Genomic DNA, 20,544 nt, shown 5'->3' on the forward strand with positions numbered 1-20,544 from the left:
GGTCCGCGACGGTGCGGCCCGCGAGAGTGGGCCAGAGGGCATAGGGAGCGGCGGGATCCAGCTCCAGCTGGTGCGGGACGCCGATCGCCGCGGCTCCGGAGGCGACGGCCGCGCCGAGGCCCGTGAGGGAGTCCTCGATCGCGACGCATGCGGTGATGTCGACATCGAGGGTGCTCGCGGCGAGGAGGTACGCCTCGGGGTGGGGCTTGCTGCGCTCGACCATGTCGCCGCTGACGACGGCGGCGAAGGCGGGGAACGGGATCCGGTCCACGACGGCCGCGGCCATCCGCGAGATCGACATCGTGACCAGCGCCTGCGGCACTCCCGCCTCGGACACCGCGCGCAGCAGCTCGAGCGCGCCCGGTCGCCACGGGATGCTCACGGCCAGCTGGTCGACGACCTCGTCGGTCATCCGGTCGATGATCGCGTCGACGGAGAGGTCGACGCCCTTGCCCTGCAGGATGCGGGCGGCGGCGGGCAGGCCCGAGCCGACGAGTCCCATCGCGTCCTCGTGGGTCCACACTCCGCCGAAGGAGGAGACGAGCGCGTGCTCCGACGCCATCCAGTACGGCTCGGTGTCGACGAGCGTCCCGTCCATGTCCCAGAGGACGGCGGCGGGGGCGGACGCTCCTCCGAGCGGCTCGGAGGACAGCGGCCGGGCGGAGGTCTCGGGAGTCACGAGCGACCATGGTACCGGCAGGGCCGCGCCCCTCCCCGGCCGCGGGCCGAGAGCGAACAGCGCGGCCGATCCCGCCGGACGGGACGGCCGGGGCCGGGGGCGGTCCTATCCTGGACGGAGGGACAGGCGCGGTGTGCGCTCCCCGCACATCGAGCCGAACGCGGAGATCCTGCCTATGAACGTGATCACGGGGAACGTCCTGGTCGTGGCCTTCGAGGGCTGGAACGACGCCGGGGACGCCGCCAGCGGCGCGCTGCGGCTGGTCAAGGACGCCGGGGAGTACGTGCCCCTCTTCGCCGTCGACGCCGAGCAGTACTACGACTTCCAGTACACCCGCCCTATGCTCTCGATCGGCGAGGACGGCCGCCGCAGCCTCGCCTGGCCCGGCACCCAGATCTTCGGCCCGGCCGACACCTCGGTCGACGCCGAGAGCGCGCTGTACCTCATGATCGGCACCGAGCCCTCGCGCAGCTGGAAGAGCTTCGCCGCCGAGGTCGTCGACGCCATGCTCGCGATCGACATCTCCGCCGTCGTCTTCCTCGGCGCGATGCTCGCCGACGTCCCGCACACCCGGCCGATCTCGATCTTCGCCTCGAGCGAGAACGCGGAGCTGCGGAGCTCGTTCGAGCTCGAGCGCTCCAGCTACGAGGGGCCGGTCGGCATCCTCAGCGTGATCGGCGAGGCCGCGCAGAAGGTCGGCATCCCCGCCGTCTCGATCTGGGCCTCCGTCCCGCACTACGTGCACAACGCGCCCTCGCCCAAGGCGATGCTGGCGCTGCTCGAGAAGCTCGAGGAGGTCGTCGGCCTGGCGATCCCCCGCGGCGACCTCGTCGAGGAGGCGGAGGAGTGGGAGCGCGGCATCGACGCCCTCGCCGCCGAGGACGAGGAGATGGCGTCGTACATCGCCCAGCTCGAGCAGGCGCGCGACACCGTCGACTCGCCGGAGGCGAGCGGCGAGGCGATCGCCCAGGAGTTCGAGCGCTACCTGCGCCGCCGCGGCGACGGCCGCTCCGGCGAGGAGCCCTGGCGGCCGTAGCCTCCGCCGGCGCCCGCTCGTCCGAGACGGTCGTCGATCACTGGACTGTTCCCGACCGATGACCCTCCCGGCCGCCCTGACGGGACTCGAGCCGTTCGGGACTCGAGCCGTCCGGGACTCGAGCCTGACGGGGTTCAGGCCGGGCGCACCCCGAGCAGGGCGTCGACCGCGTCGCGCAGGAGCGACGGGTCGTCCACGCCCTCGGTCAGTGCGGCGTCGACGACGGCGAGGGCGGCCGGAGTGCCGAGGTCGTCGGCCAGCGCCTCGCGCAGCTGCGCCAGCACCTCGAGCGCCGAGCGCGGTCCGACGGCGGCGAGGGCCGACTCCCAGCGCGCCAGGCGCGCCTCGGCCGACGGCAGGTCCTCGGGCAGCCACTCCCAGTCGGAGCGGTAGTGGTGCGCGAGGAGCGCGAGGCGGATCGCCCGCGGGTCCGCGCCCTCGCTCCGCAGACGGGAGACCAGCACCAGGTTCCCGAGCGACTTGCTCATCTTCTCGCCCTGGTAGGCGACCATCCCGGCGTGAGCGTAGGCGCGGGCCAGAGGACGGCCGGACAGCGAAGCGGCGTGGCCTGCGCTGAACTCGTGGTGCGGGAAGACCAGGTCGCTGCCGCCGCCCTGCAGGGTGAACTCGGGTCCGAGCCGGTCGAGGGCGATCACCGAGCACTCGATGTGCCAGCCCGGACGGCCGCGGCCGACCTCGGCGTCCCAGGCGGGCTCGCCGGCGCGCTCGGCCCGCCAGAGCAGCGGATCGAGGGGGTCGCGCTTGCCGGCGCGCTCCGGGTCGCCCCCGCGCAGCGCCGAGAAGCGGGCCATCGACTCCGCGTCGAGCCGGCTCTCGCTGCCCAGGTGCCAGACGGCGCTCTCGGCCGCGGCGATGTCGTAGTAGAGGTCGCTCGCGCCCTCCTCCGCCGCGTCCGGAGCAGCGACGCGGTAGGCGACGCCGTCGCGCTCCAGGCGGGCGACCGCCTCCGCGATGGGATCCACGGTCTCGGTGACTCCGACGTAGTGCTGCGGAGGCAGGACGCGCAGGGCGGCCATGTCGCCGCGGAACAGCTCGACCTGCTCCTCGGCGAGGTCGCGCCAGTCGACGCCGGTGGCTGTCGCACGCTCGAGCAGCGGGTCGTCGACGTCGGTCACATTCTGGGCGTACTCGACCGTGTAGCCCGCGTCGAGCCAGACGCGCTGGACCGTGTCGAAGGCGAGGTAGGTCGACGCGTGCCCGAGGTGGGTGGCGTCGTAGGGCGTGATGCCGCAGACGTAGAGGCTCGCGACTCCGCTGGGCGCGTCGAGCTCGACGGGGCCCGCGGTCGCGGTGTCGTGCAGGCGCGGTGCGCTCCCCCGGCCGGGCAGGGCGGGGACGTCGGCGGCGGTCCAGGCGCGCATCTAGGCGGCGATCAGGCCGGTGGCGAGCGCGACCATCAGGACGACGCCGAGCACGATGCGGTACACGACGAACGGGAGGAAGCTGCGGCGGGAGATGTAGCTCATGAAGAACGCGATCACGACGAAGCCGACCACGAACGCGACGATGGTCGCCACGAGGGTCTCGAGCCCGCCGACCTGGACCTGGTTCGGGAGCACGACCGGGTCGCTGATGCTCTTGTACAGCTGGTAGAGCCCGCTGCCGAACACTGCGGGGATCGCGAGGAGGAAGGAGTAGCGCGCCGCCGCCTTGCGCTCGTACCCGAGGAAGAGGCCTGCGGTGATGGTGCCTCCCGAGCGCGAGACGCCGGGGATCAGGGCGAGCGCCTGCGCGCCTCCGAAGATCAGTCCGTCGCGGACGCCCAGGTCGCGCAGGCGGCGCTTCTTCGCGCCGACCGCGTCGGCGATGCCGAGCAGGATGCCGAAGAGGATGAGGGTGGTGGCCACCACCCACAGGGAGCGGAGGGTCGTCTCGATCGCGTCCTGGAAGACGAGGCCGAGGACGATGATCGGAAGGCTGCCCAGGATGATGAGCCAGCCCATGCGGGCGTCCGGGTCCGAGCGCGGGATCCGGCCGACGAGGGAGCGCGCCCAGTGCGACACGATCCGCACGATGTCGCGCCAGAAGTAGATGATGACGGCGGTCTCGGTGCCCAGTTGCGTGATCGCGGTGAACGCGGCTCCGGTGTCGCGGCCGCCGAGACCGGGCAGCAGCTCGCTGACGATCCGGAGGTGGGCGCTGGAGGAGATGGGGAGGAATTCGGTCAGACCCTGGACGAGTCCCAGGATCAGCGCGTCGAGCAGGCCCATGCGTCACTTTCGAGGAGGGCTGGGGCGTCGTCGGCCAGCAGTCGGTCGGGATCGGTCGGTGCTGACCCGGTCCGCGGCGCCGTCAGGAGCTCAGCAGGAGATCGGTCAGGACCTTCCTGCCAAACACTAGTGCGTCCAGTGGAACGCGCTCGTCGACCCCGTGGAACAGCGCCGGGAAGTCCAGGGACGACGGCAGCTGGAGCGGCGCGAACCCGTATCCGGTGATGCCGAGCGTCGAGAGCGCCTTGTTGTCGGTGCCTCCGGAGAGCAGGTACGGGAGGACCTCGGCGCCCGGATCGAACCGGCGGATCGAGGCGGCCATGCTCTCGACGAGCGGGCCGGCGAAGGGCACTTCGAGTCCGATGTCACGGTGCTGGACGAGGATCTCGACATGCTCGCCCGCGAGGACCTTCAGGCGCTCGAGCACCGAATCCTCCTCGCCGGGGAGGACGCGCACGTCGATGGTGGCCTCCGCGGTGTCCGGGATGACGTTGGCCTTGTAGCCGGCCGACAGCATCGACGGATTGGCGGTGGTGCGCAGCGTCGCGGCGATGAAGCGCGAGGCGGTGCCGGTGGCGAGTGCCAGCTCCTCCGGAGTGCTGCGCTGGGGGTCGTGGCCGAGCAGGCGGGCGACCTCGTCGAGCAGCTCGCGCGTGGTGTCGGTGAGGCGCGTGGGCCACTCCTCGCTGCCGATGCGGGCGATCGCCTGCGCCAGCCGGGTGACGGCGTTCTCGGAGTTGATCTGCGAGCCGTGCCCCGCCGTGCCGTGCGCGCGGAGGGTCAGCCACATCAGCGCCTTCTCGCCCGTCTGCACGAGGTAGGCGCGCTTGCCGGCCAGCTCGATCGAGTAGCCGCCGACCTCGCTGATCGCCTCGGTCGCTCCGGCGAACAGCTCGGGCCTCTCACGGGCCAGGAATCCCGATCCCCGCACGCCGCCCGCCTCCTCGTCGGCGAAGAAGGCGATGACGAGGTCGCGGGAGGGGCGCCGCCCCTCGCGGAGGATGTCGCCGAGCGAGGCGAGGATCATCGCGTCCATGTTCTTCATGTCGACCGCGCCGCGGCCCCAGAGCATGCCGTCCTTGATCTCGCCGCCGAACGGGTCGACGCTCCAGTTGTCGGCGATGGCGGGCACCACGTCGAGGTGCCCGTGGACGACGAGGGCGCCGCGCTCGCGGTCCTCCCCCGCGACTCGCGCCACGACGCTCGTGCGTCCCGGGTCGGAGTCGATCAGCTCGGGCTCGAGGCCGAGGTCGCGCAGCTTCGCCGCGACGTACTCCGCGGCCGGGCGCTCCGGCTCCGCCTTCCCGTCGCCGTAGTTGCTGGTGTCGAAGCGGATGAGATCGCGCGCGATGAGCGCCGTCTCGTCGAGGGTGCTGTCGGTCACGGGCGCGCTGTCGATGCTGTCGGACATGCGGGCAACGGTACCGGCGCGGGCTCGACGGCGCGCGGAGGCCGGTGGGCCGCGAGGTGGCGTGAGAGGCTCCGGAACCGTGCTAATGTCTTCTTCGGCCGCGGAAACGCAGGTCGAAGGAAACACTCGTCCGGGTGGCGGAAATGGCAGACGCGCTAGCTTGAGGTGCTAGTGCCCGTATAGGGCGTGGGGGTTCAAGTCCCCCCTCGGACACACTGATCGGAACCCCTCGTCTCTCCTCGGAGAGGCGGGGGGTTCCGTCGTTCCCGACACCGTCCCCTCCTCGCGCCGGAGGAGGGATGCGCTGGGAGGAGAGTTCGGACGCCCCGCCTCCTCACGAGAAGACGGGGCGTCTCCTGCATCGGACGGCGCTTCTGCAGAGGACGGGCGCTCCTGCACCGCAGGGCCCTCCCGTACGGACCGTGCCTCGGTGTCAGACGCCCGCTGTCGCCGGCGACCAGCCGAGAGCCGGAGCGATCGATTCCACGACAGTGCGCAGGAGCCGCGCGTTGTACTCGACCCCGAGCTGGTTGGGAACGGTGAGCAGCAGCGTGTCCGCCTCCTGCACGGCGGCGTCCGCAGCGAGCTCGGCGGCGACGGCGTCCGGCTCGCCCGTGTAGCTGCGGCCGAATCGGGCGCGGACGCCCTCGAGGGTGGCGACCTGGTCCTGCTCGCCGCGGCCGCCGAAGTACAGCCGGTCGAGATCGGTCGTGATCGGAAGGACGCTGCGCGACACGGAGACGCGCGGGGTGCGCTCCCAGCCCGCCTCGCTCCACGCGGCGCGGTACTCGCGGATCTGGCGGGCCTGCAGCTCGTCGAAGGGCACGCCCTCCTCCTCCAGGAGCAGGGTCGACGACTGCAGGTTCATGCCCTGCTCGGCCGCCCAGCGCGCGGTCGCGAAGCTGCCGGCACCCCACCAGATCCGGTCCTCGAGGCCGGGCGAGCGCGGCTCGATCGAGAGCGGGAGCGACTGGCGCGTCATCGCAGGATCGGACTGCGCGACCGGCGCCCCGGTGAGCGCCTCCCGGAGGATCCGCACCTTCTGCCGGGCGAGGTCGGCGTCGGTCATCCCCTCCGGGGGGACGAAGCCGAACGCCTCGGACCCGCGCAGGGCCGTCTCGGGCGATCCCCGGCTGACCCCGAGCTCGAGCCGGCCGTCGGAGATCAGGTCGGTGGCGGCCGCCTCCTCCGCCATGTAGAGCGGGTTCTCGTAGCGCATGTCGATGACCCCGGTGCCGATCTCGATGCGGCGGGTGCGCGCGGCGATCGCCGCCAGCAGCGGGAACGGCGAGGCGAGCTGCGGCGCGAAGTGGTGCACGCGCACGTAGGCGCCGTCGATGCCGATCTCCTCCGCCGCCTCCGCGAGCTCGATCGTCTGGAGGAGGACGTCGCGGGCCGAGCGGGTCTGAGACCCGGGGACGGACTGGTAGTGGCCGAAGGAGAGGAAGCCGATGCGCGAGACCATGCCTGCCTCAGCGCTCGGGGGTCCCCCGCTATTCCCTGGTGGTGTGCACGGCGGACGCCGAACCGCGACAGAGCTCCCGAGGAGTCCTCAATACACGTATGGTGGTCGCGTGCCCGCTGATCGGGGCGGAGAGGGGTCGTCGTGGAGCCGATGGTCGGTCGCCTCGGGGCGACTCTCGGGGTCGCCATGCAGACGATCAGCGGGTCGCAGGTGCAGGCAGCCGCTCTCCGTCCGCAGCGGAACCGGTCGCCCGGTCGCGTCTCCGCGTCAGTGCGCCTCGAAGTCGGCGGAGACCGAGGCGGTGACCTCGATGTCCTCCGGCTTGAGTGCCAGCGGCTCCTCGGGAGAGGTGAACGCCTTGGCGCGGCTCATCATCGCCGAGCCGCCCTCGATGCGCGTGTGCGGGCGCAGTCCCGGCTCGAAGAGGGTCAGCACCCGCACCTCGGTCAGGCCGAGGGCCGCCGCATAGGCCTCGGCCCGCTCGCGCGCGTCGCGCACGGCAGCGGTGCGGACCTCGCGCTCGATGCCCGCACGTCGCGCCGCCGTCACGTCCCAATCGACCCCCGAGATCTGGATCCCCGGCACCTCCGAGATCGAGCCGACCCAGCGCCCGAGAGCCGCGAAGTCCCGGTACTTCACCCGGACCCCGGCGGCCGCGACATGGAACAGCTGCGTGACGTCCGAGTCCTTGATGTACCGGCGGATCGAGGAGACCGAGATCTGATCGGAGGACCACCAGGTGGCGGCGCCGGACGCCTGCTCGGCGGCCGCCTCCTCACGGACCCGCGCGTGCAGGGCGGTGACCTCGGCGAGCGCCTGGGGCCGGGATCGCGACTCGCGCCGGATCTCGAGGCGGACGGTGCCCCGCTCGGCGGGGTGGAAGTGCTGGGCGAGACCGGCGACGGTGATGGTGACCATGGCCCCATCGTGCCGTACGCACCCCGTCAGCTCCGAGCGGCGAGCATCTCCCTGATGCGGTCGGCGAGGGCCCGCTCCGTCGTCAGGTTGCTGACCAGCTGGGCTCGGTGCCCCCCGCAGGCGCCCGGGAGGGGATCTCCGGTGCTCGGGTCGACCCGGCCCAGCAGTGCCCGCTCCCCCTGGGAGATCGAGGCCTCGAGCAGGGCGAGCCGCCGCTCGAGCCGCTCGATCTCGAAGCTCTCGGGCGTGATGTCGGACTCGCGGAAGTGGCCGGCTGTTGAAGTGGGGACGCTCATCGATGATCCGTTCCGTCGGGGGCGCCCAGGAGCGGCGCCATCACCAGGAAGACACCGGAGAACGGCGATCATGACGCGAAGGCGCGAAATGCATTGAGACGTGGCGCGCCACCGGCGGTCAGGAGCGGAAGACGGCCAGGTTCTCGTTCTCCACGATGGCGAGGGTGCGGACGAGGCGGGTGTAGCGCTCGACGAGCTCGCCCTCCCCCGCGCCCTGCCCCAGCAGGGCCGAGATGCTCTCGGCGGGGAAGAGGGAGACGATCTCCATCGCGACGGCCCGCGCGTGCTCGGAGGAGAGAGTGCGCGCGTACTCCAGAGCGCGGGTCAGCTGCGGCCTCTCCTCCCCCTCCGGACTCGCCGACGGCGCCGTCGTGGCGGCATGGCCGAGGACCGCCACGAAGACGCGGGCGATCTCGTCGACCCGGAGTGCGCGGACCAGGGTCAGCAGACGCGAGGAGACGCGGGAGACGCCGCGCGCGAGGAGCTCTCCGCTGAGGGCGCGCACCTCGATCACGTCGCCGCCGCCGAACTCGCCGGAGACGCGCTTGATGCCCGAGGCGAACAGGCTCGAGCCGGCTCCGATGCTCCGCTCGGCCTCGAGGTTGATCTCGACGCGGCCGCGGCCGGTGGCCACTCCGGAGATCCAGCGCTGCTCCACGGGCGGATGCGCGTGCACGGCGCGGACGAGGGTGCCCGGGCCCGGCCCTCCCAGGGCGCCCAGGATGACCTCGGGGGTGCGCGCCCCGGCGATCCTGGTCGAGACGCCGTTGTGCGCGGCGAGTTCGGCGGCCCGCAGCTTGGAGCGGATGCCCCCTCGGCCGGTACCGCCCTTCTGCACGCCGATGCGGCGCAGCTCCGAGATGCCCAGCTCCTCGAGGTGCACGCCCTCGGCGATGCTGCCGGCGAAGACGCCGGGGACGTCGGTGAGCAGCAGCAGAAGGTCCGCCCCGAGGAGCATCGCCAGTCCGCCGGCGACGCCGTCGTTGTCCGAGCCGGCGGAGTCGATCGTGTCGTTGCCGTTGACCACGGGCACGACTCCGGCGTCGAGGGCGTGGCGGATCGCCTCGGCGACGTGCGCCATCTGCCGGGGAGAGGCGAGGTCGGACTCGCCGATGAGGATCTGCGCGACCAGGGCGCCCGAGAGCTCGGCCACCGAGCGGTAGAAGCCCATCAGGACGGTCTGGCCCACCGCTGCCGCCAGGCGTGCGCTGATCGGCTCCTCCTGCGAGCGGGCGAAGAGCGCCCGGCCCGAGGAGACGGCGCCGGAGGAGACCAGCACGACGTCCCAGCCCAGCGCGCGGGCGGCGAAGGCGCTCTCGAGCGCGCTGGCCAGGAGAACGGGATCCGGACCCGACTGCTTGGTGACCGAGCTGGACCCCATCTTGACCACGAGGGTCCTTCTGCGCGGCGCGGCCGGGTCGGTGGCGTCGGAGTCGGCGTGGTCGGGCAGGGCGTCGGACATGGCTCCCATGGTAGAGCGGGGGCGGTGGCCCTCCCTCGCCGAGACCCGGCGGAGACCTCCCCAGGACGGGGATGTCGGGGGCGGATGCGAGACTGCCCGGGACGTCTGGCACCTCCTCCTCAGTGCGCCTTGCCGGGCGGTCGCGGAAGGGTCCGAGCGGCTCGCCGGTGGATGTCGGTGGCGATTGACATACTCGAACACATGTTCGAACATGGGCAGATGAGCCCCCCTTCACCCCTCGTCTCCGCGGAGACGGCCGAGGCCGCAGAGCCCCTTCTGCGGCAGCTCGCGTCGGTGAAGGAGCTGCAGTCCCGCATCCGGGACATGCAGGCGACCACCCTCGAGACCAGGAGCCTCGCCACCCTGCCGGCCTTCTCCTCCGTGCTCCCGGGCGGCTCGCTCAAGCAGGGTGCCGCGTACTCGGTGGAGGGTTCGATGAGTCTGGCGATGGGGCTGCTCGCCGGCCCGTCCGCCGAGGGCTCGTGGTGCGGCGTGGTGGGCGTCCCGGAGTTCGGGGCCGAGGCCGCGGCAGGCATGGGGATCGACCTCGAGCGCCTGGTGCTCGTGCCCGCACCGGCCGAGCACTGGCTCACCGTCACCGCCGCTCTGGTCGATGTGCTGACCGTCGTGCTCACCCGTCCGCCCGCCTCCGTCTCCTCGGCCGACGTCTCGCGTCTGGGAGCACGACTGCGCCAGCGGGGTGCCGCGCTCGTGGTCCTCGGCGAGTGGCCCCAGGCCGAGGCGCGGCTCAGCATCCGCAGCAGCCGCTGGGAGGGGCTCGGCGACGGCCACGGCTACCTGCGCTCCCGGGAGGCGATGGTCGATGTGGTCGGCCGGGCCGGCACCCGGGTGCGCACGGTGCGGATGAGCATGCCCGGCGTCGAGAGCGCCTTCGGCTCCCGGGTCGAGCACGGCCGCCTGCACGAGCGGGCGGTCTGAGATGGCGAGCGCACCCGAGCTGCGGCGGACGATCCTCGTCTGGTGCCCCGACTGGCCCCTCCTCGCGGCCGCCGCCGACGCCGGCCTCGGCGCCGAGCACCCCCTGGCCCTCACGGAGAAGAGCCTGGTCTTCGCCTCCTCCCCCGCTGCTCGGGCGGAGGGGGTCCGGCGGGGCATGCGCGTGCGAGAGGCGCAGTCCCGTTGCACGGGTCTCGCCGTCCTCCCGTACGACCCGGTGCTCGACCACCGGGCGTTCGAGCCGCTCATCCAGGCGCTCGAGGAGATCACCCCGGGCGTCCAGCTGATCCGGCCCGGTCTGTGCGCGATCCGCGCCCGCGGTCCGCGCCGCTACTACGGGAGCGAGCAGAGCGCGGCCGAGGCGATCCTGCAGCGGCTGGCCGAGCTGGGTCTCCCCGACGCCCGCATCGGGATCGCCGACGGGCTCTTCGCCTCCGAGCTCGCCGCGAAGCACTCCGGCTGCCCCGTCGCCGTCGTGCCCCCAGGAGCAGCGGCAGGCTTCCTCGCCCCGCTCCCGCTCGACGCCCTCGAGACCGAGTCCGTCGCTGCCCCTGCCCGTGCTCCCCGCCGGGGGGACGACCTGGTGGCGCTCCTGCGCAGGCTCGGCGTCCGCACACTCGGCGCCTTCGCCGCCCTCCCTCGCGAGGACGTCGCCGCCCGGTTCGGACCGGAGGGCGCCCACGCGCACCTCCTCGCCGCCGGTGCGGAGTCGGAGACGGTGGTGCCCCGGCTCCCGCCGGAGCGCCTCGACCGGGCGATGGAGTTCGAGCCCCCTCTGGACCGCATCGACCAGGCCGCCTTCGCCTTCCGCGTCCCCGCGGAGGAGTTCGTCGCCGGGCTCACCCGCGCACAGCTGGTCGCGACCGCCATCCGCATCGAGGTCGTCAGCGAGCGCGGTGAGGTCTCCTCCCGGAGCTGGCTGCACCCGAGATGGTTCACCCCGGGCGACGTGCTCGACCGGGTCCGCTGGCAGCTGCAGGGCAGCGGGGAGATCGACACCGGTCTCGGAGCGCCGATCTCGCGGCTGTGCGTCGAGCCCGAGGCGGTCGACGCGATCGGCAACCACGAGCAGGGTCTCTGGGGCACCGCTCCGGAGGAGCGCGTCCACCACGGGCTGAGCCGCGTGCAGAGCATGCTCGGGCACGAGGCCGTGATGACCGCGTCGATCGGAGGGGGGCGATCCCTCCGCGACCGCCAGCACCTGATCCCCTGGGGCGACCGGGAGCCGGGCGACGCACGGCCGAGGACCCTGCCCTGGCCGGGCTCCCTGCCGCCGCCCCTCCCGCCGACGGTCTTCGCGGAGCCCGCGGCCGTGCTGGTCCGCGGACCAAGGGGCGAACCCGTCGCGGTCGACGAGCGCGGCGCCCTCAGCTCCGTGCCCGCCTACTTCACCCCCGGGACCTCTCAGGCACGCCTGGAGCCCCTCGCCGGATGGGCGGGTCCCTGGCCGATCGACGAGCGCTGGTGGGATCCGAGCACCGCCGTCCGTTACGACCGCTTCCAGGTGGTCGACGCCGCCGGTGTCGCCTGGCTGCTGCTCTGCCTCGACGGGGTCTGGGCCGCCGAGGCCCGATACGACTGAACCGGAGCATCCCTCCACCACCGCGAACGAGCACCGAAGGAGCCCCGATGGGCTGGAACAACCCGCCGATCCCCTGGTCGGAGTTCGAGCGCCGCCTCTCCAGCGGCAAGCGCGTCGACGGCACGGTCGTCCGGGGTGACGGCGGCGACAGCCCGGCCTGGTCGCACAAGCGACCCGCCTACGTGGCCGGGGACGATGTCCGGCCGCCGGCTCATCCGGTGCCCTACGCCGAGCTGCACGCCCACTCCCACTTCAGCTTCCTCGACGGGGCGAGCAAGCCGGAGCAGCTGGTCGAGGAGGCGGTCCGGCTCGGCATCGACACTCTCGCACTCACCGACCACGACGGGCTCTACGGCATCGTGAGGATGGCCGAGGCCGCGCAGGGGCACGCCGTCCGCACGGCCTTCGGAGCCGAGCTCTCGATCGGGCTCACCTCGCCTCAGAACGGGGTCGCCGATCCGGAGGGGACCCACCTGCTCGTCCTCGCGCGCCGCGAGGAGGGCTACCACCGCCTCGCCCGCGCGATCACCACCGCTCAGCTCGCCGGAGCCGAGAAGGGCAAGCCGAGCTACGAGCTCGAGGAGCTCGCGCGCGCCGCCGACGGCCACTGGATCGTGCTGACGGGCTGCCGCAAGGGAGCGGTCCGTCAAGCGCTCGCCGCCGCAGGAGTGGCCGCGGCCGAGCGGGAGGTCCGCGAGCTCGTCCGGCTCTTCGGTCCCGCCAACGTCCTCGTGGAGCTGTACGACCACGGGGATCCCCTCGCCTCGCGCGCCAACGACCAGCTGGCGGCGATCGCCGAGAAGCTCCGGCTGCGGACGGTCGCCACCGGGAACGTGCACTACGCCCGGCCGGAGGAGCGCCCCCTCCAGACGGCCCTCGCCGCGGTCAGAGCACGCCGGAGCCTCGACGAGATGGACGGCTGGCTCCCCGCCGCAGGCGGCGCCCACCTGCGCTCCGGCGCCGAGATGGCCGAGCGCTTCGGCCGCTACCCCGGCTCCGTGGAGAACACGGTGCGAGTCGCCGACGAGATCGCCTTCGAGCTCGGCCGAGTCCGGCCCCGGCTGCCGCGCCAGGAGGTCCCCGAGGGGCACACCTCGATGAGCTGGCTGCGCGAGCTCGTGCGCGAGGCCGTGCCGGCCAAGTACCCCCGCGCCGACGCCGACGTCCTCGCGCGCCTCGAGAAGGAGCTCGCGGTGATCGAGCAGAAGGACTTCCCGGGCTACTTCCTGATCGTCCACGACATCGTCCACTACGCCAAGCGGAACGGCATCCTCTGCCAGGGACGCGGCTCGGCCGCCAACTCGGCGGTCTGCTACGTCCTGGGCATCACGGCGGTCGACTCGATCTTCTACGACCTGCCGTTCGAGCGGTTCCTCTCCAGCATCCGCGACGAGGAGCCCGACATCGACGTCGACTTCGACTCGGAGCGGCGCGAGGAGGTGATCCAGTACGTCTACCGGAAGTACGGACGTCTGAACGCTGCCCAGGTCGCCAACGTCATCACCTACCGGCCCAAGTTCGCCGTGCGCGACATGGCCAAGGCCCTCGGATACAGCGCCGGGCAGCAGGACGGCTGGTCGAAGCAGGTCGAGCGGTGGGGGTCCGTCACCGAGAGCACCGACCACGACATCCCCGAGGACGTGGTCGCCCTGACCACCCGGGTGCTGGGCACGCCCCGGCACCTGGGCATCCACTCCGGCGGCATGGTGCTGACAGACCGGCCCGTGGGCGAGGTCTGCCCGATCGAGCCCGCTCGGATGGAGGACCGCACCGTCCTGCAGTGGGACAAGGACGACTGCGCCTGGATGGGCCTGGTCAAGTTCGACCTCCTCGGGCTCGGGATGCTCGCCGCCCTGCAGTACACGTTCGACCTCGTCGCCGAGCACGTCGGCGAGAAGTGGGACCTCTCCACCCTTCCCCGGGAGGAGAAGGGCGTCTACGACCAGCTCTGCCGCGCCGATTCGATCGGGGTGTTCCAGGTCGAGAGCCGGGCGCAGATGGGCACCCTCCCCCGGCTGCAGCCGCGCCGCTTCTACGATCTGGTGATCGAGGTCGCGCTCATCCGCCCCGGCCCCATCCAGGGCGGTGCGGTCCACCCCTACATCCGCCGCAAGCTCGGCGAGGAGCCGGTGACGTACCAGCACCCCCTCCTCGTGACGCCGCTCAAGCGCACCCTCGGCGTGCCGCTCTTCCAGGAGCAGCTCATGCAGGTGGCCGTGGCCGTCGGCGACTGCAACGCGGAGGACGCCGACCTGCTGCGCCGGGCGATGGGGTCCAAGCGCGGGACCGAGAAGATCGAGACCCTCCGCGAGCGGCTCTACCAGGGGATGGCCCGCAACGGCATCACGGGCGAGGTCGCGGACGACATCTACCTCCGGATCCAGGCCTTCGCGAACTTCGGCTTCGCCGAGAGCCATGCGATCAGCTTCGCCCTGCTGGTCTACGCGAGCGCCTGGCTCCGCCTGCACTACCCCGCCGCGTTCACAGCCGCGCTGCTGAGGGCGCAGCCCATGGGCTTCTACGCCCCGCACACCCTGGTCGCCGATGCCCGGCGTCACGGAGTGGAGGTCGTCTCGCCCGACGTCAACCGCTCCCTGGCGCCTCCCGGGCTCGAGGCGAAGGAGGACGCCCCCGCACGCCGGAGGGGCGGCGCCGCCTACGGGAGCGACGACTGCCTCCGCGCCGATCAGCCGCCCACGGGGCTGTTCGACCGCACCGAGCACTTCCACACGGACGACCACAGGCGCGACAGCGGCTTCGTGATCAGGCTCGGGCTGGCCGGGGTGAAGGGCATCGGCACCTCGCTCGCCGAGCACATCGTCGCCGAGCGCGAGCGCGGCGGACCCTACGCGAGCATGGCCGACCTCTCGCGTCGGGTCGGCACGACCGCGGCTCAGCTGGAGGCCCTCGGTGCCGCGGGCGCCTTCGACACGCTCGGTCTGCAGCGCCGGCAGGCGCTCTGGGAGGCCGGCACCGCCGCAGGCGACCGCGAGGAGTTCCTCGCCGGCTCCACGGTCGTCGTGCAGCCCCCGCTCCTGCCGATGCTCTCCCCTCAGGAGCGCGTGGTCTTCGACTTCTGGGCCACCGGCATCTCACCCGACGACCATCCGCTGCGCCACCTCCGCGAGGGGCTCGCTCGCCGCGGTGCCCGCTCCTCGGCCGATCTCCCCGGCATCCCCTCGGGGACCCGGATCGAGGTCGGTGGAGTCGTGATCCACCGCCAACGTCCCTCCACAGCCGGTGGAGTGACCTTCCTCAACCTCGAGGACGAGCACGGGATCCTCAACGTGATCTGCTCCGTCGGAGTATGGAACCGCTACCGCCGCGTGGCCCGCGAGGCACCCGCCCTGCTGGTCAGGGGGATCCTCGAGCGCTCCGACGAGGGGGTGACGAACCTCCTCGCCGACAGGTTCGAGACCCTCACGGTCGGCGCTCGCACCACCTCCCGCAACTTCCGATGACCCCTCAGCGGCACTGCCCGCTCGCCCCACGAGAAAGCGACACCATGACCACTCTCGACCACGCCGCTCCCGCTCCGCACCTCGATGCGCCGCTCCTGAACGACCGCGAGCTGCGCGAGCGCGTCTCCTCGCTGATCGGACCGGCCTACCGCCGGGCCCTGTGGCCGATCTTCCTCGACCGCGACGGCGTGCAGCTGCCGATCCTCTACCCGGTGGACGGACTCCCCGTGCACCCCGACGAGGAGAAGACCGAGCGGATCGTCGCCACCCTCGCCAAGGCCGTGGCGCACCAGGACGTGGGCTCTCTCGCCTTCGCCCTGGAACGTCCCGGGCGCGCCTTCCTCGGCGAGACCGACCGGGTCCTCGCCCGTCACCTGGCGGCGGCGTGCCACAAGCGGGCCATCCCCCTCCGCGCGCTCCTGCTCGTCCACGACGAGGGAGTGCGGGTCGTGACCGCGACGGAGTACGCCGCGGTCACACTCTGAGCGCTCGGGCCCGAGGCGGCCGTTCAGGACAGCGGCGGCCCCCCACCTGAACAGCCGGCCGCCACGGAGCTCAGGCGCTCAGCGTCACCAGCAGCGAGGAACCGCCGAGATCCACCTCGGTGTCCCCGGGCTGCACCGCGTACTCCCCGACGCCGAGCAGCGTCTCCGCCACCTCCGGCAGGGCGATGCGGGCGGCGGACTCGCCGACGTTGATCGCCACGGTCACCCGACCGCGGCCGAGAGTCAGCCAGCGGGCCTCCTCGTCGAAATCCACGCGGAGCGACCCGAAGCGCGGGTCCGTCAGCTCGGGGTAGCGGCGGCGGATCGCCGCCAGCTCGCGGTACACCTCGAGGGTGCGGGCGTGACGCCCCTCCCCGACCTCGGACCAGTCGAGCCGCGAGCGCAGGAACGTCTCCGGGTCCTGCGGGTCGGGCACGACCTCCGGGTCCCAGCCCATCTTCGCGAACTCCTCGATGCGGCCCTTCGCCGTCGCCTCGCCCAGATCCTTCTCCGGGTGCGAGGTGAAGAACTGCCACGGGGTCGACGCCGCCCACTCCTCGCCCATGAACAGCATGGGAGTGAAAGGGCCCAGCAGCGTCAGAGCAGCGGCGATCGCGAGACGGCCCTCGTCGAGGGACGCCGTCAGACGGTCGCCGACCGCCCGGTTGCCGATCTGGTCGTGGTTCTGGCTGCAGACCACCAGGCGCCAGGTCGGCATGTGCTCGGTGTCCACCGGACGGCCGTGGTGACGGCCGCGGAACGTCGAGAGGGTGCCGTCGTGGAAGAAGCCCCGGGTCAGCACCTTCGCGAGGGCGCCGAGCGGCGCGAAGTCCTCGTAGTAGCCCGTGGTCTCCCCGGTCAGCGCGACGTGGACCGCGTGGTGGAAGTCGTCGCTCCACTGCGCGTCGAGCCCGTAGCCGTGCGCCTCCCGCGGAGTGATCAGCGTCGGGTCGTTGAGGTCGGACTCGGCGATCAGCGTCAGAGGGCGCCCGACGTGGGCCGACAGCACGGCCACCTCGCTCGCCATCTCCTCGAGCACGTGCACGGCCCGCTCGTCCGAGAGGGCGTGCACCGCGTCCAGGCGCAGGGCGTCGACGTGGTAGTCGCGCAGCCACATCAGAGCGTTGTCGATGATGTACCCGCGGACGGTGTCCGAACCCTCGCCGTCCAGATTGATCGAGCTGCCCCAGGTGTTGGCCTTCTCGTTCTTGAGGTAGGGGCCGAACTCCGGCAGGTAGTTGCCGCTCGGGCCGAGGTGGTTGTAGACGACGTCCTGGACCACGCCGAGGCCGGCGCGGTGGGCGGCGTCGACGAAGCGCTGGTACGCCTCGGGTCCGCCGTACGGCTCGTGCACGGCGTACCAGAGGACGCCGTCGTAGCCCCAGTTGTGCGTTCCGTTCACCGCGTTGACCGGCAGCAGCTCGATGAAGTCCACGCCGATCGAGCGCAGGTGCTCGAAGCGCTCCACCGCCGCGTCCAGGGTGCCCTCGGGGGTGAACGTTCCGAGGTGCAGCTCGTAGATGACGGCGCCGGCGAGCTCGCGCCCGGTCCAGGCGGAGTCGCCCCACTCGTGCGCCGAGGGGTCGAACGTGCGCGAGAGCTCGTGCACGCCCTTCGGCTGGCGGCGCGAGCGGGGGTCCGGCAGCGGACCGCTGCCGTCCACCCGGTACCCGTAGTCGACCTCGCCGGTGGCCGGGGCCGACGCGGGCGCCCGCCACCATCCGTCGTCTCCGTGGCGGGTCATCGTCAGCGACGAGTCGTCGCCGAGAAGGAGCTCGACCGTCGAGGCCTCGGGGGCCCAGACGTCGAACCGCTCGGGCCCGGTCGTCGGGAGTGCGTAGCGGTAGGAAGTCGTGCTGATCACTGCTGTCTCCAGGAGGGGTCGGATCGGTCTGCGGTGCGGTGGCGGAACCGGTCAGGAGACCGGGGCGAGCAGTGCCACGGGGTAGTCGGCGAGGATCTCGGCGACCGGAGTCACTCCTCCCGCGAAGGTGCGGCCGGTGAGGACGTCCTCCATCGGGTGCCCGGGCAGGACCACGACCGTGCCGTTCCACCCGCCCGAAGCGGCGAGGCCCTCGGGGAGCCGGGTCGCGACGGTCAGCGCGCCGCCGCGGTCGAAGGCGATCGCGTGCTCGGCGGCGGGCCCGATCGCAGGGACGGCGGCGTAGCGGGTGAACAGCTCGGGGCGGTCGCGGCGGAGCCGCAGGGCGCGCGAGGTGACGAGGAGCTTCGCGGCTCCCTCGGCGTCGATCGCGGGCTTCCAGCCGCTGTCGAGCCGCTCCAGCAGCGCTCGACGCTGCCCGAAGTCGACCTCGCGGCGGTTGTCCGGGTCGACGAGGGAGGTCTCCCAGAGCTCGCTGCCCTGGTAGACGTCCGGGATGCCCGGGGCGGTGATCTGCACGAGCTTCGCGGCGAGGCCGTTCGACCAGCCGGCGGCCGACACCCGCTCGACGGTCTGCTCCACCAGCCGGCGGACGGCGGGCTCGTCGAACGCCGCGTCGATCGCCGCGTGCATCCGCTTCTCGAACTGCTCGTCAGGAGCGGTCCAGTGCGTCGAGTCGTCGGCCTCGCGCGACGCCTTCTCGGCGTAGGCGTGCAGGCGCTCGCGGCTCGCGGGCCAGGTCCCGACGACGGCCTCCCAGAGCAGGTGCTCGATCGGGCCGTCGCCGAAGCCGACGAGGGCGTGGAGCTCGCGGAGCGTCGCCGCCCACGCCTCCGGGTCCTCGGCCAGTGCGGTGATGCGGGCACGGGTGTCCTCGCCGCGCTTCGTGTCGTGAGTCGAGAGCGTGGTGAGCGAGGCGGGGAACGAGGCCTGGCGCACGGCCTGGCGGCGGTGGAACTCGACCAGGTCGATCGCGAACTCGTCCGGGTCCGCTCCGACCTCGTTCAGAGAGGTGAGGCGGCTGAAGCGGTAGAACGCCGTGTCCTCGACGCCCTTCGCCATCACCATGCCGGAGGTCTGCTGGAAGCGCACGGACACCGGGGTGCCGGTCTCGCCGAGCGCCGCGGCGACCTCGTCGATGGTCGCGCGGATCTCGGGACGGCGGCGCACGGCGTCGACGCGGGCGTGCTCGAGGTGCTCCGCTCCGTAGGGGAGGTAGCTGCGGTAGACCGGGTAGGTCGCCAGGAGCTCCGCCAGCGCGTCGTCCGCTCCCTCGATGCCGGGGATCAGGCGGGCCAGCCGCAGGACCTCGGAGCGGAGGATGCCGTCGGCGATGCCGCGCTTGGTGTCGTGGATGAGGTCGGCCCACTGCAGCGGGGCGCCCTTTCCCGTGAGCTCGGCGTCGAGGCCCTCCAGCACGGGGCGGGCGTCGGGGTCGACCAGGATGCGGTCGACGTCGGCCAGGGCGTCGTAGCCCGTGGTGCCGACGGTCGCCCAGTGCGGCGGGAGCTCCTCGTCGCCCTCGAGGATCTTCTCGACCCAGACCGGGGCGCCGCCGATCGCTCGGGCCAGGTCGTCGAGGTATCCGCCCGGGTCGGCCAGGCCGTCCGGGTGGTCGACGCGCAGGCCGTCAGCGAGCCCCTCGGTGAACCAGCGGACGATCTCAGCGTGCGAGGCGTCGAACACCTCGGGCCGCTCGACCGTGATGGCGGCGAGGGTGTTCACCGCGAAGAAGCGGCGGTAGTTCAGCTCGGCGTCGGCGCGGCGCCAGTTCACGAGCTCGTAGCTCTGGCGCTCGTGCACCGTGCGGCCGGAGTCGCCGGGCTCGGCGGTGCCGGGCGCGATCGGCAGGCGGTTCTCGTAGTAGTGCAGCTCGTCGCCGACGACCTCGAGCGCGTCGAGCTCGCTGTCGCTGTCTCCCTCGCTCGCACCGTCGCCGAGGATCGGCACGCGCAGCTTCCCGCCCCCCGCCTCCCAGTCGATGTCGAAGGCGGTGGCGTAGCGGGAGGACTTCCCGTTCCTCAGCAGGTCCCACCACCACGAGTTCTCGCTCGGGGTCGCGACGCCCATGTGGTTGGGGACGATGTCGATGAGGACGCCGAGGCCCTCCGCCCGCGCCGCGGCCGAGGCGTTCGCCAGGCCGGCCGCGCCACCGCGGTCGGGATCGACCTCGGTGTGGTCCACCACGTCGTAGCCGTGGTCCGAGCCGGGCTCGGCCTTCAGCAGCGGCGAGAAGTACAGCCAGTCCGCTCCGAGCGCGCGCACGTAGTCGGCGACGCGGGCGGCGTCGTCGAGGTCGAACGCCGACCGGATCTGGAGGCGGTAGGTGGAGGCGGGCAGACGCACGTCAGGCTCCTGTCGAGGGTGCGGTCGCGGAGTCGGTCGACTCGGCGTGGGGGCTGGTGGGTCCCGTCGAGGAGACGATCGGGATGGCCGAGGTGGCGGCCAGGGACGCGAGCGAGGCGGCGACCGAGTGGTCGACCTCGGGCTCGGGGGTGCTGTGCTCCTGGAGGATGACGAGCGACTTCGCCTGGACGGTGAGCATCGCCCCCGCCGGACGCGGGATCGAGTCCGCCTCGGCACCGACGACAGCTTCCTCCTGTACTTCAACGCCGACGACGTCGACGTCGAGTTCGCGATCCCGAGCGACGAGTACGCGCTCGAGTGGAGCGTCCTCGT

16 protein-coding genes and 1 tRNA gene are annotated in these 20,544 nt (G+C 72.5%); 6 read left to right on the plus strand and 11 right to left on the minus strand.

Annotated features, from left to right (window positions below):
• Positions 1 to 598 (minus strand): HAD family phosphatase (locus tag C5C27_RS11195; RefSeq protein ID WP_104314405.1); only part of this gene is annotated, 598 nt, incomplete at its 3' end.
• Between the two features lie 256 nt (positions 599 to 854).
• Between C5C27_RS11195 and C5C27_RS11200 the strand changes: the two genes are divergently transcribed.
• A complete protein-coding gene (locus C5C27_RS11200; RefSeq protein ID WP_104222142.1) occupies positions 855 to 1,715 on the plus strand; it encodes a proteasome assembly chaperone family protein in 861 nt (286 codons plus the stop codon).
• A 134-nt stretch (positions 1,716 to 1,849) separates the two neighbouring features.
• Here C5C27_RS11200 and mshC read toward each other — a convergent pair whose 3' ends face one another.
• The 3 genes from mshC to C5C27_RS11215 all read right to left on the minus strand — a co-directional run bounded on the left by mshC (position 1,850) and on the right by C5C27_RS11215 (position 5,357).
• Positions 1,850 to 3,097, minus strand: coding sequence for a cysteine--1-D-myo-inosityl 2-amino-2-deoxy-alpha-D-glucopyranoside ligase (mshC, locus tag C5C27_RS11205; protein ID WP_104222010.1), 1,248 nt, complete (start codon positions 3,095 to 3,097; stop codon positions 1,850 to 1,852).
• A complete protein-coding gene (locus C5C27_RS11210; protein WP_104222008.1) occupies positions 3,098 to 3,946 on the minus strand; it encodes an undecaprenyl-diphosphate phosphatase in 849 nt (282 codons plus the stop codon).
• Positions 3,947 to 4,028: 82 nt separating this feature from the next.
• Positions 4,029 to 5,357, minus strand: a complete 1,329-nt coding sequence (locus C5C27_RS11215; protein WP_181027105.1) for a M20/M25/M40 family metallo-hydrolase — start codon at positions 5,355 to 5,357, stop codon at positions 4,029 to 4,031.
• A 128-nt stretch (positions 5,358 to 5,485) separates the two neighbouring features.
• Here C5C27_RS11215 and C5C27_RS11220 point away from each other — a divergent pair.
• Positions 5,486 to 5,570 (plus strand) — tRNA-Leu (locus C5C27_RS11220).
• Between the two features lie 220 nt (positions 5,571 to 5,790).
• Here C5C27_RS11220 and C5C27_RS11225 read toward each other — a convergent pair.
• From C5C27_RS11225 to proB, 4 genes are all read right to left on the minus strand, one after another.
• Positions 5,791 to 6,822 carry an LLM class flavin-dependent oxidoreductase gene (locus C5C27_RS11225; protein ID WP_104314398.1) on the minus strand — a complete coding sequence of 344 codons (1,032 nt, stop codon included), beginning with the start codon at positions 6,820 to 6,822 and terminating at the stop codon, positions 5,791 to 5,793.
• A gap of 267 nt (positions 6,823 to 7,089) precedes the next feature.
• Positions 7,090 to 7,740 carry an SIMPL domain-containing protein gene (locus C5C27_RS11230; RefSeq protein WP_104237458.1) on the minus strand — a complete coding sequence of 217 codons (651 nt, stop codon included), beginning with the start codon at positions 7,738 to 7,740 and terminating at the stop codon, positions 7,090 to 7,092.
• 26 nt (positions 7,741 to 7,766) lie between these two features.
• Positions 7,767 to 8,036 (minus strand): hypothetical protein, encoded by a 270-nt coding sequence (locus C5C27_RS11235; RefSeq protein ID WP_104314399.1) that lies wholly within the window; start codon positions 8,034 to 8,036, stop codon positions 7,767 to 7,769.
• Between the two features lie 118 nt (positions 8,037 to 8,154).
• Positions 8,155 to 9,498, minus strand: a complete 1,344-nt coding sequence (gene proB / locus C5C27_RS11240) for a glutamate 5-kinase (RefSeq protein WP_181127028.1) — start codon at positions 9,496 to 9,498, stop codon at positions 8,155 to 8,157.
• Between the two features lie 219 nt (positions 9,499 to 9,717).
• Between proB and C5C27_RS11245 the strand changes: the two genes are divergently transcribed.
• Genes C5C27_RS11245 through C5C27_RS11260 form a run of 4 tightly spaced genes read left to right on the plus strand, consistent with a single transcriptional unit; the run spans position 9,718 to position 15,983 of the window.
• A complete protein-coding gene (locus C5C27_RS11245; RefSeq protein WP_104225270.1) occupies positions 9,718 to 10,437 on the plus strand; it encodes a hypothetical protein in 720 nt (239 codons plus the stop codon).
• Position 10,438: 1 nt separating this feature from the next.
• On the plus strand, positions 10,439 to 12,037 hold the full coding sequence (locus tag C5C27_RS11250) for a DNA polymerase Y family protein (protein WP_104314401.1): 1,599 nt from the start codon (positions 10,439 to 10,441) through the stop codon (positions 12,035 to 12,037).
• A 47-nt stretch (positions 12,038 to 12,084) separates the two neighbouring features.
• Positions 12,085 to 15,498, plus strand: coding sequence for an error-prone DNA polymerase (locus C5C27_RS11255; RefSeq protein ID WP_104314402.1), 3,414 nt, complete (start codon positions 12,085 to 12,087; stop codon positions 15,496 to 15,498).
• A gap of 44 nt (positions 15,499 to 15,542) precedes the next feature.
• Positions 15,543 to 15,983 (plus strand): hypothetical protein, encoded by a 441-nt coding sequence (locus C5C27_RS11260; RefSeq protein WP_104221992.1) that lies wholly within the window; start codon positions 15,543 to 15,545, stop codon positions 15,981 to 15,983.
• 70 nt (positions 15,984 to 16,053) lie between these two features.
• On the opposite strand, the gene treZ is transcribed toward C5C27_RS11260, so the two are convergent.
• From treZ to C5C27_RS18390, 3 genes are all read right to left on the minus strand, one after another.
• Positions 16,054 to 17,847: a malto-oligosyltrehalose trehalohydrolase gene (gene treZ, locus C5C27_RS11265; protein ID WP_258066655.1), complete on the minus strand. Its 1,794-nt coding sequence runs from the start codon at positions 17,845 to 17,847 to the stop codon at positions 16,054 to 16,056.
• Between the two features lie 51 nt (positions 17,848 to 17,898).
• Positions 17,899 to 20,211, minus strand: a complete 2,313-nt coding sequence (gene treY / locus C5C27_RS11270; protein WP_104314403.1) for a malto-oligosyltrehalose synthase — start codon at positions 20,209 to 20,211, stop codon at positions 17,899 to 17,901.
• 1 nt (position 20,212) lies between these two features.
• Positions 20,213 to 20,544, minus strand: a 332-nt coding sequence (locus C5C27_RS18390) for a hypothetical protein (RefSeq protein ID WP_219813163.1), incomplete at its 5' end; no start/stop codon positions are given.

The organism is Rathayibacter sp. AY2B7 (genome assembly GCF_002931635.1).
Taxonomy (GTDB): domain Bacteria; phylum Actinomycetota; class Actinomycetes; order Actinomycetales; family Microbacteriaceae; genus Rathayibacter.

What these genes read in the sequence shown, in the direction of transcription:
- C5C27_RS11255 (WP_104314402.1), top strand. Translation starts at nt 12,085, where the DNA reads ATGGGCTGGAACAACCCGCCGATCCCCTGGTCGGAGTTCGAGCGCCGC.
- C5C27_RS11230 (WP_104237458.1), bottom strand. Translation starts at nt 7,740, where the DNA reads ATGGTCACCATCACCGTCGCCGGTCTCGCCCAGCACTTCCACCCCGCC.
- mshC (WP_104222010.1), bottom strand. Translation starts at nt 3,097, where the DNA reads ATGCGCGCCTGGACCGCCGCCGACGTCCCCGCCCTGCCCGGCCGGGGG.
- C5C27_RS11235 (WP_104314399.1), bottom strand. Translation starts at nt 8,036, where the DNA reads ATGAGCGTCCCCACTTCAACAGCCGGCCACTTCCGCGAGTCCGACATC.
- C5C27_RS11245 (WP_104225270.1), top strand. Translation starts at nt 9,718, where the DNA reads ATGAGCCCCCCTTCACCCCTCGTCTCCGCGGAGACGGCCGAGGCCGCA.
- C5C27_RS11225 (WP_104314398.1), bottom strand. Translation starts at nt 6,822, where the DNA reads ATGGTCTCGCGCATCGGCTTCCTCTCCTTCGGCCACTACCAGTCCGTC.
- C5C27_RS11250 (WP_104314401.1), top strand. Translation starts at nt 10,439, where the DNA reads ATGGCGAGCGCACCCGAGCTGCGGCGGACGATCCTCGTCTGGTGCCCC.
- C5C27_RS11260 (WP_104221992.1), top strand. Translation starts at nt 15,543, where the DNA reads ATGACCACTCTCGACCACGCCGCTCCCGCTCCGCACCTCGATGCGCCG.
- C5C27_RS11210 (WP_104222008.1), bottom strand. Translation starts at nt 3,946, where the DNA reads ATGGGCCTGCTCGACGCGCTGATCCTGGGACTCGTCCAGGGTCTGACC.
- C5C27_RS11215 (WP_181027105.1), bottom strand. Translation starts at nt 5,357, where the DNA reads ATGTCCGACAGCATCGACAGCGCGCCCGTGACCGACAGCACCCTCGAC.
- C5C27_RS11200 (WP_104222142.1), top strand. Translation starts at nt 855, where the DNA reads ATGAACGTGATCACGGGGAACGTCCTGGTCGTGGCCTTCGAGGGCTGG.
- proB (WP_181127028.1), bottom strand. Translation starts at nt 9,498, where the DNA reads ATGTCCGACGCCCTGCCCGACCACGCCGACTCCGACGCCACCGACCCG.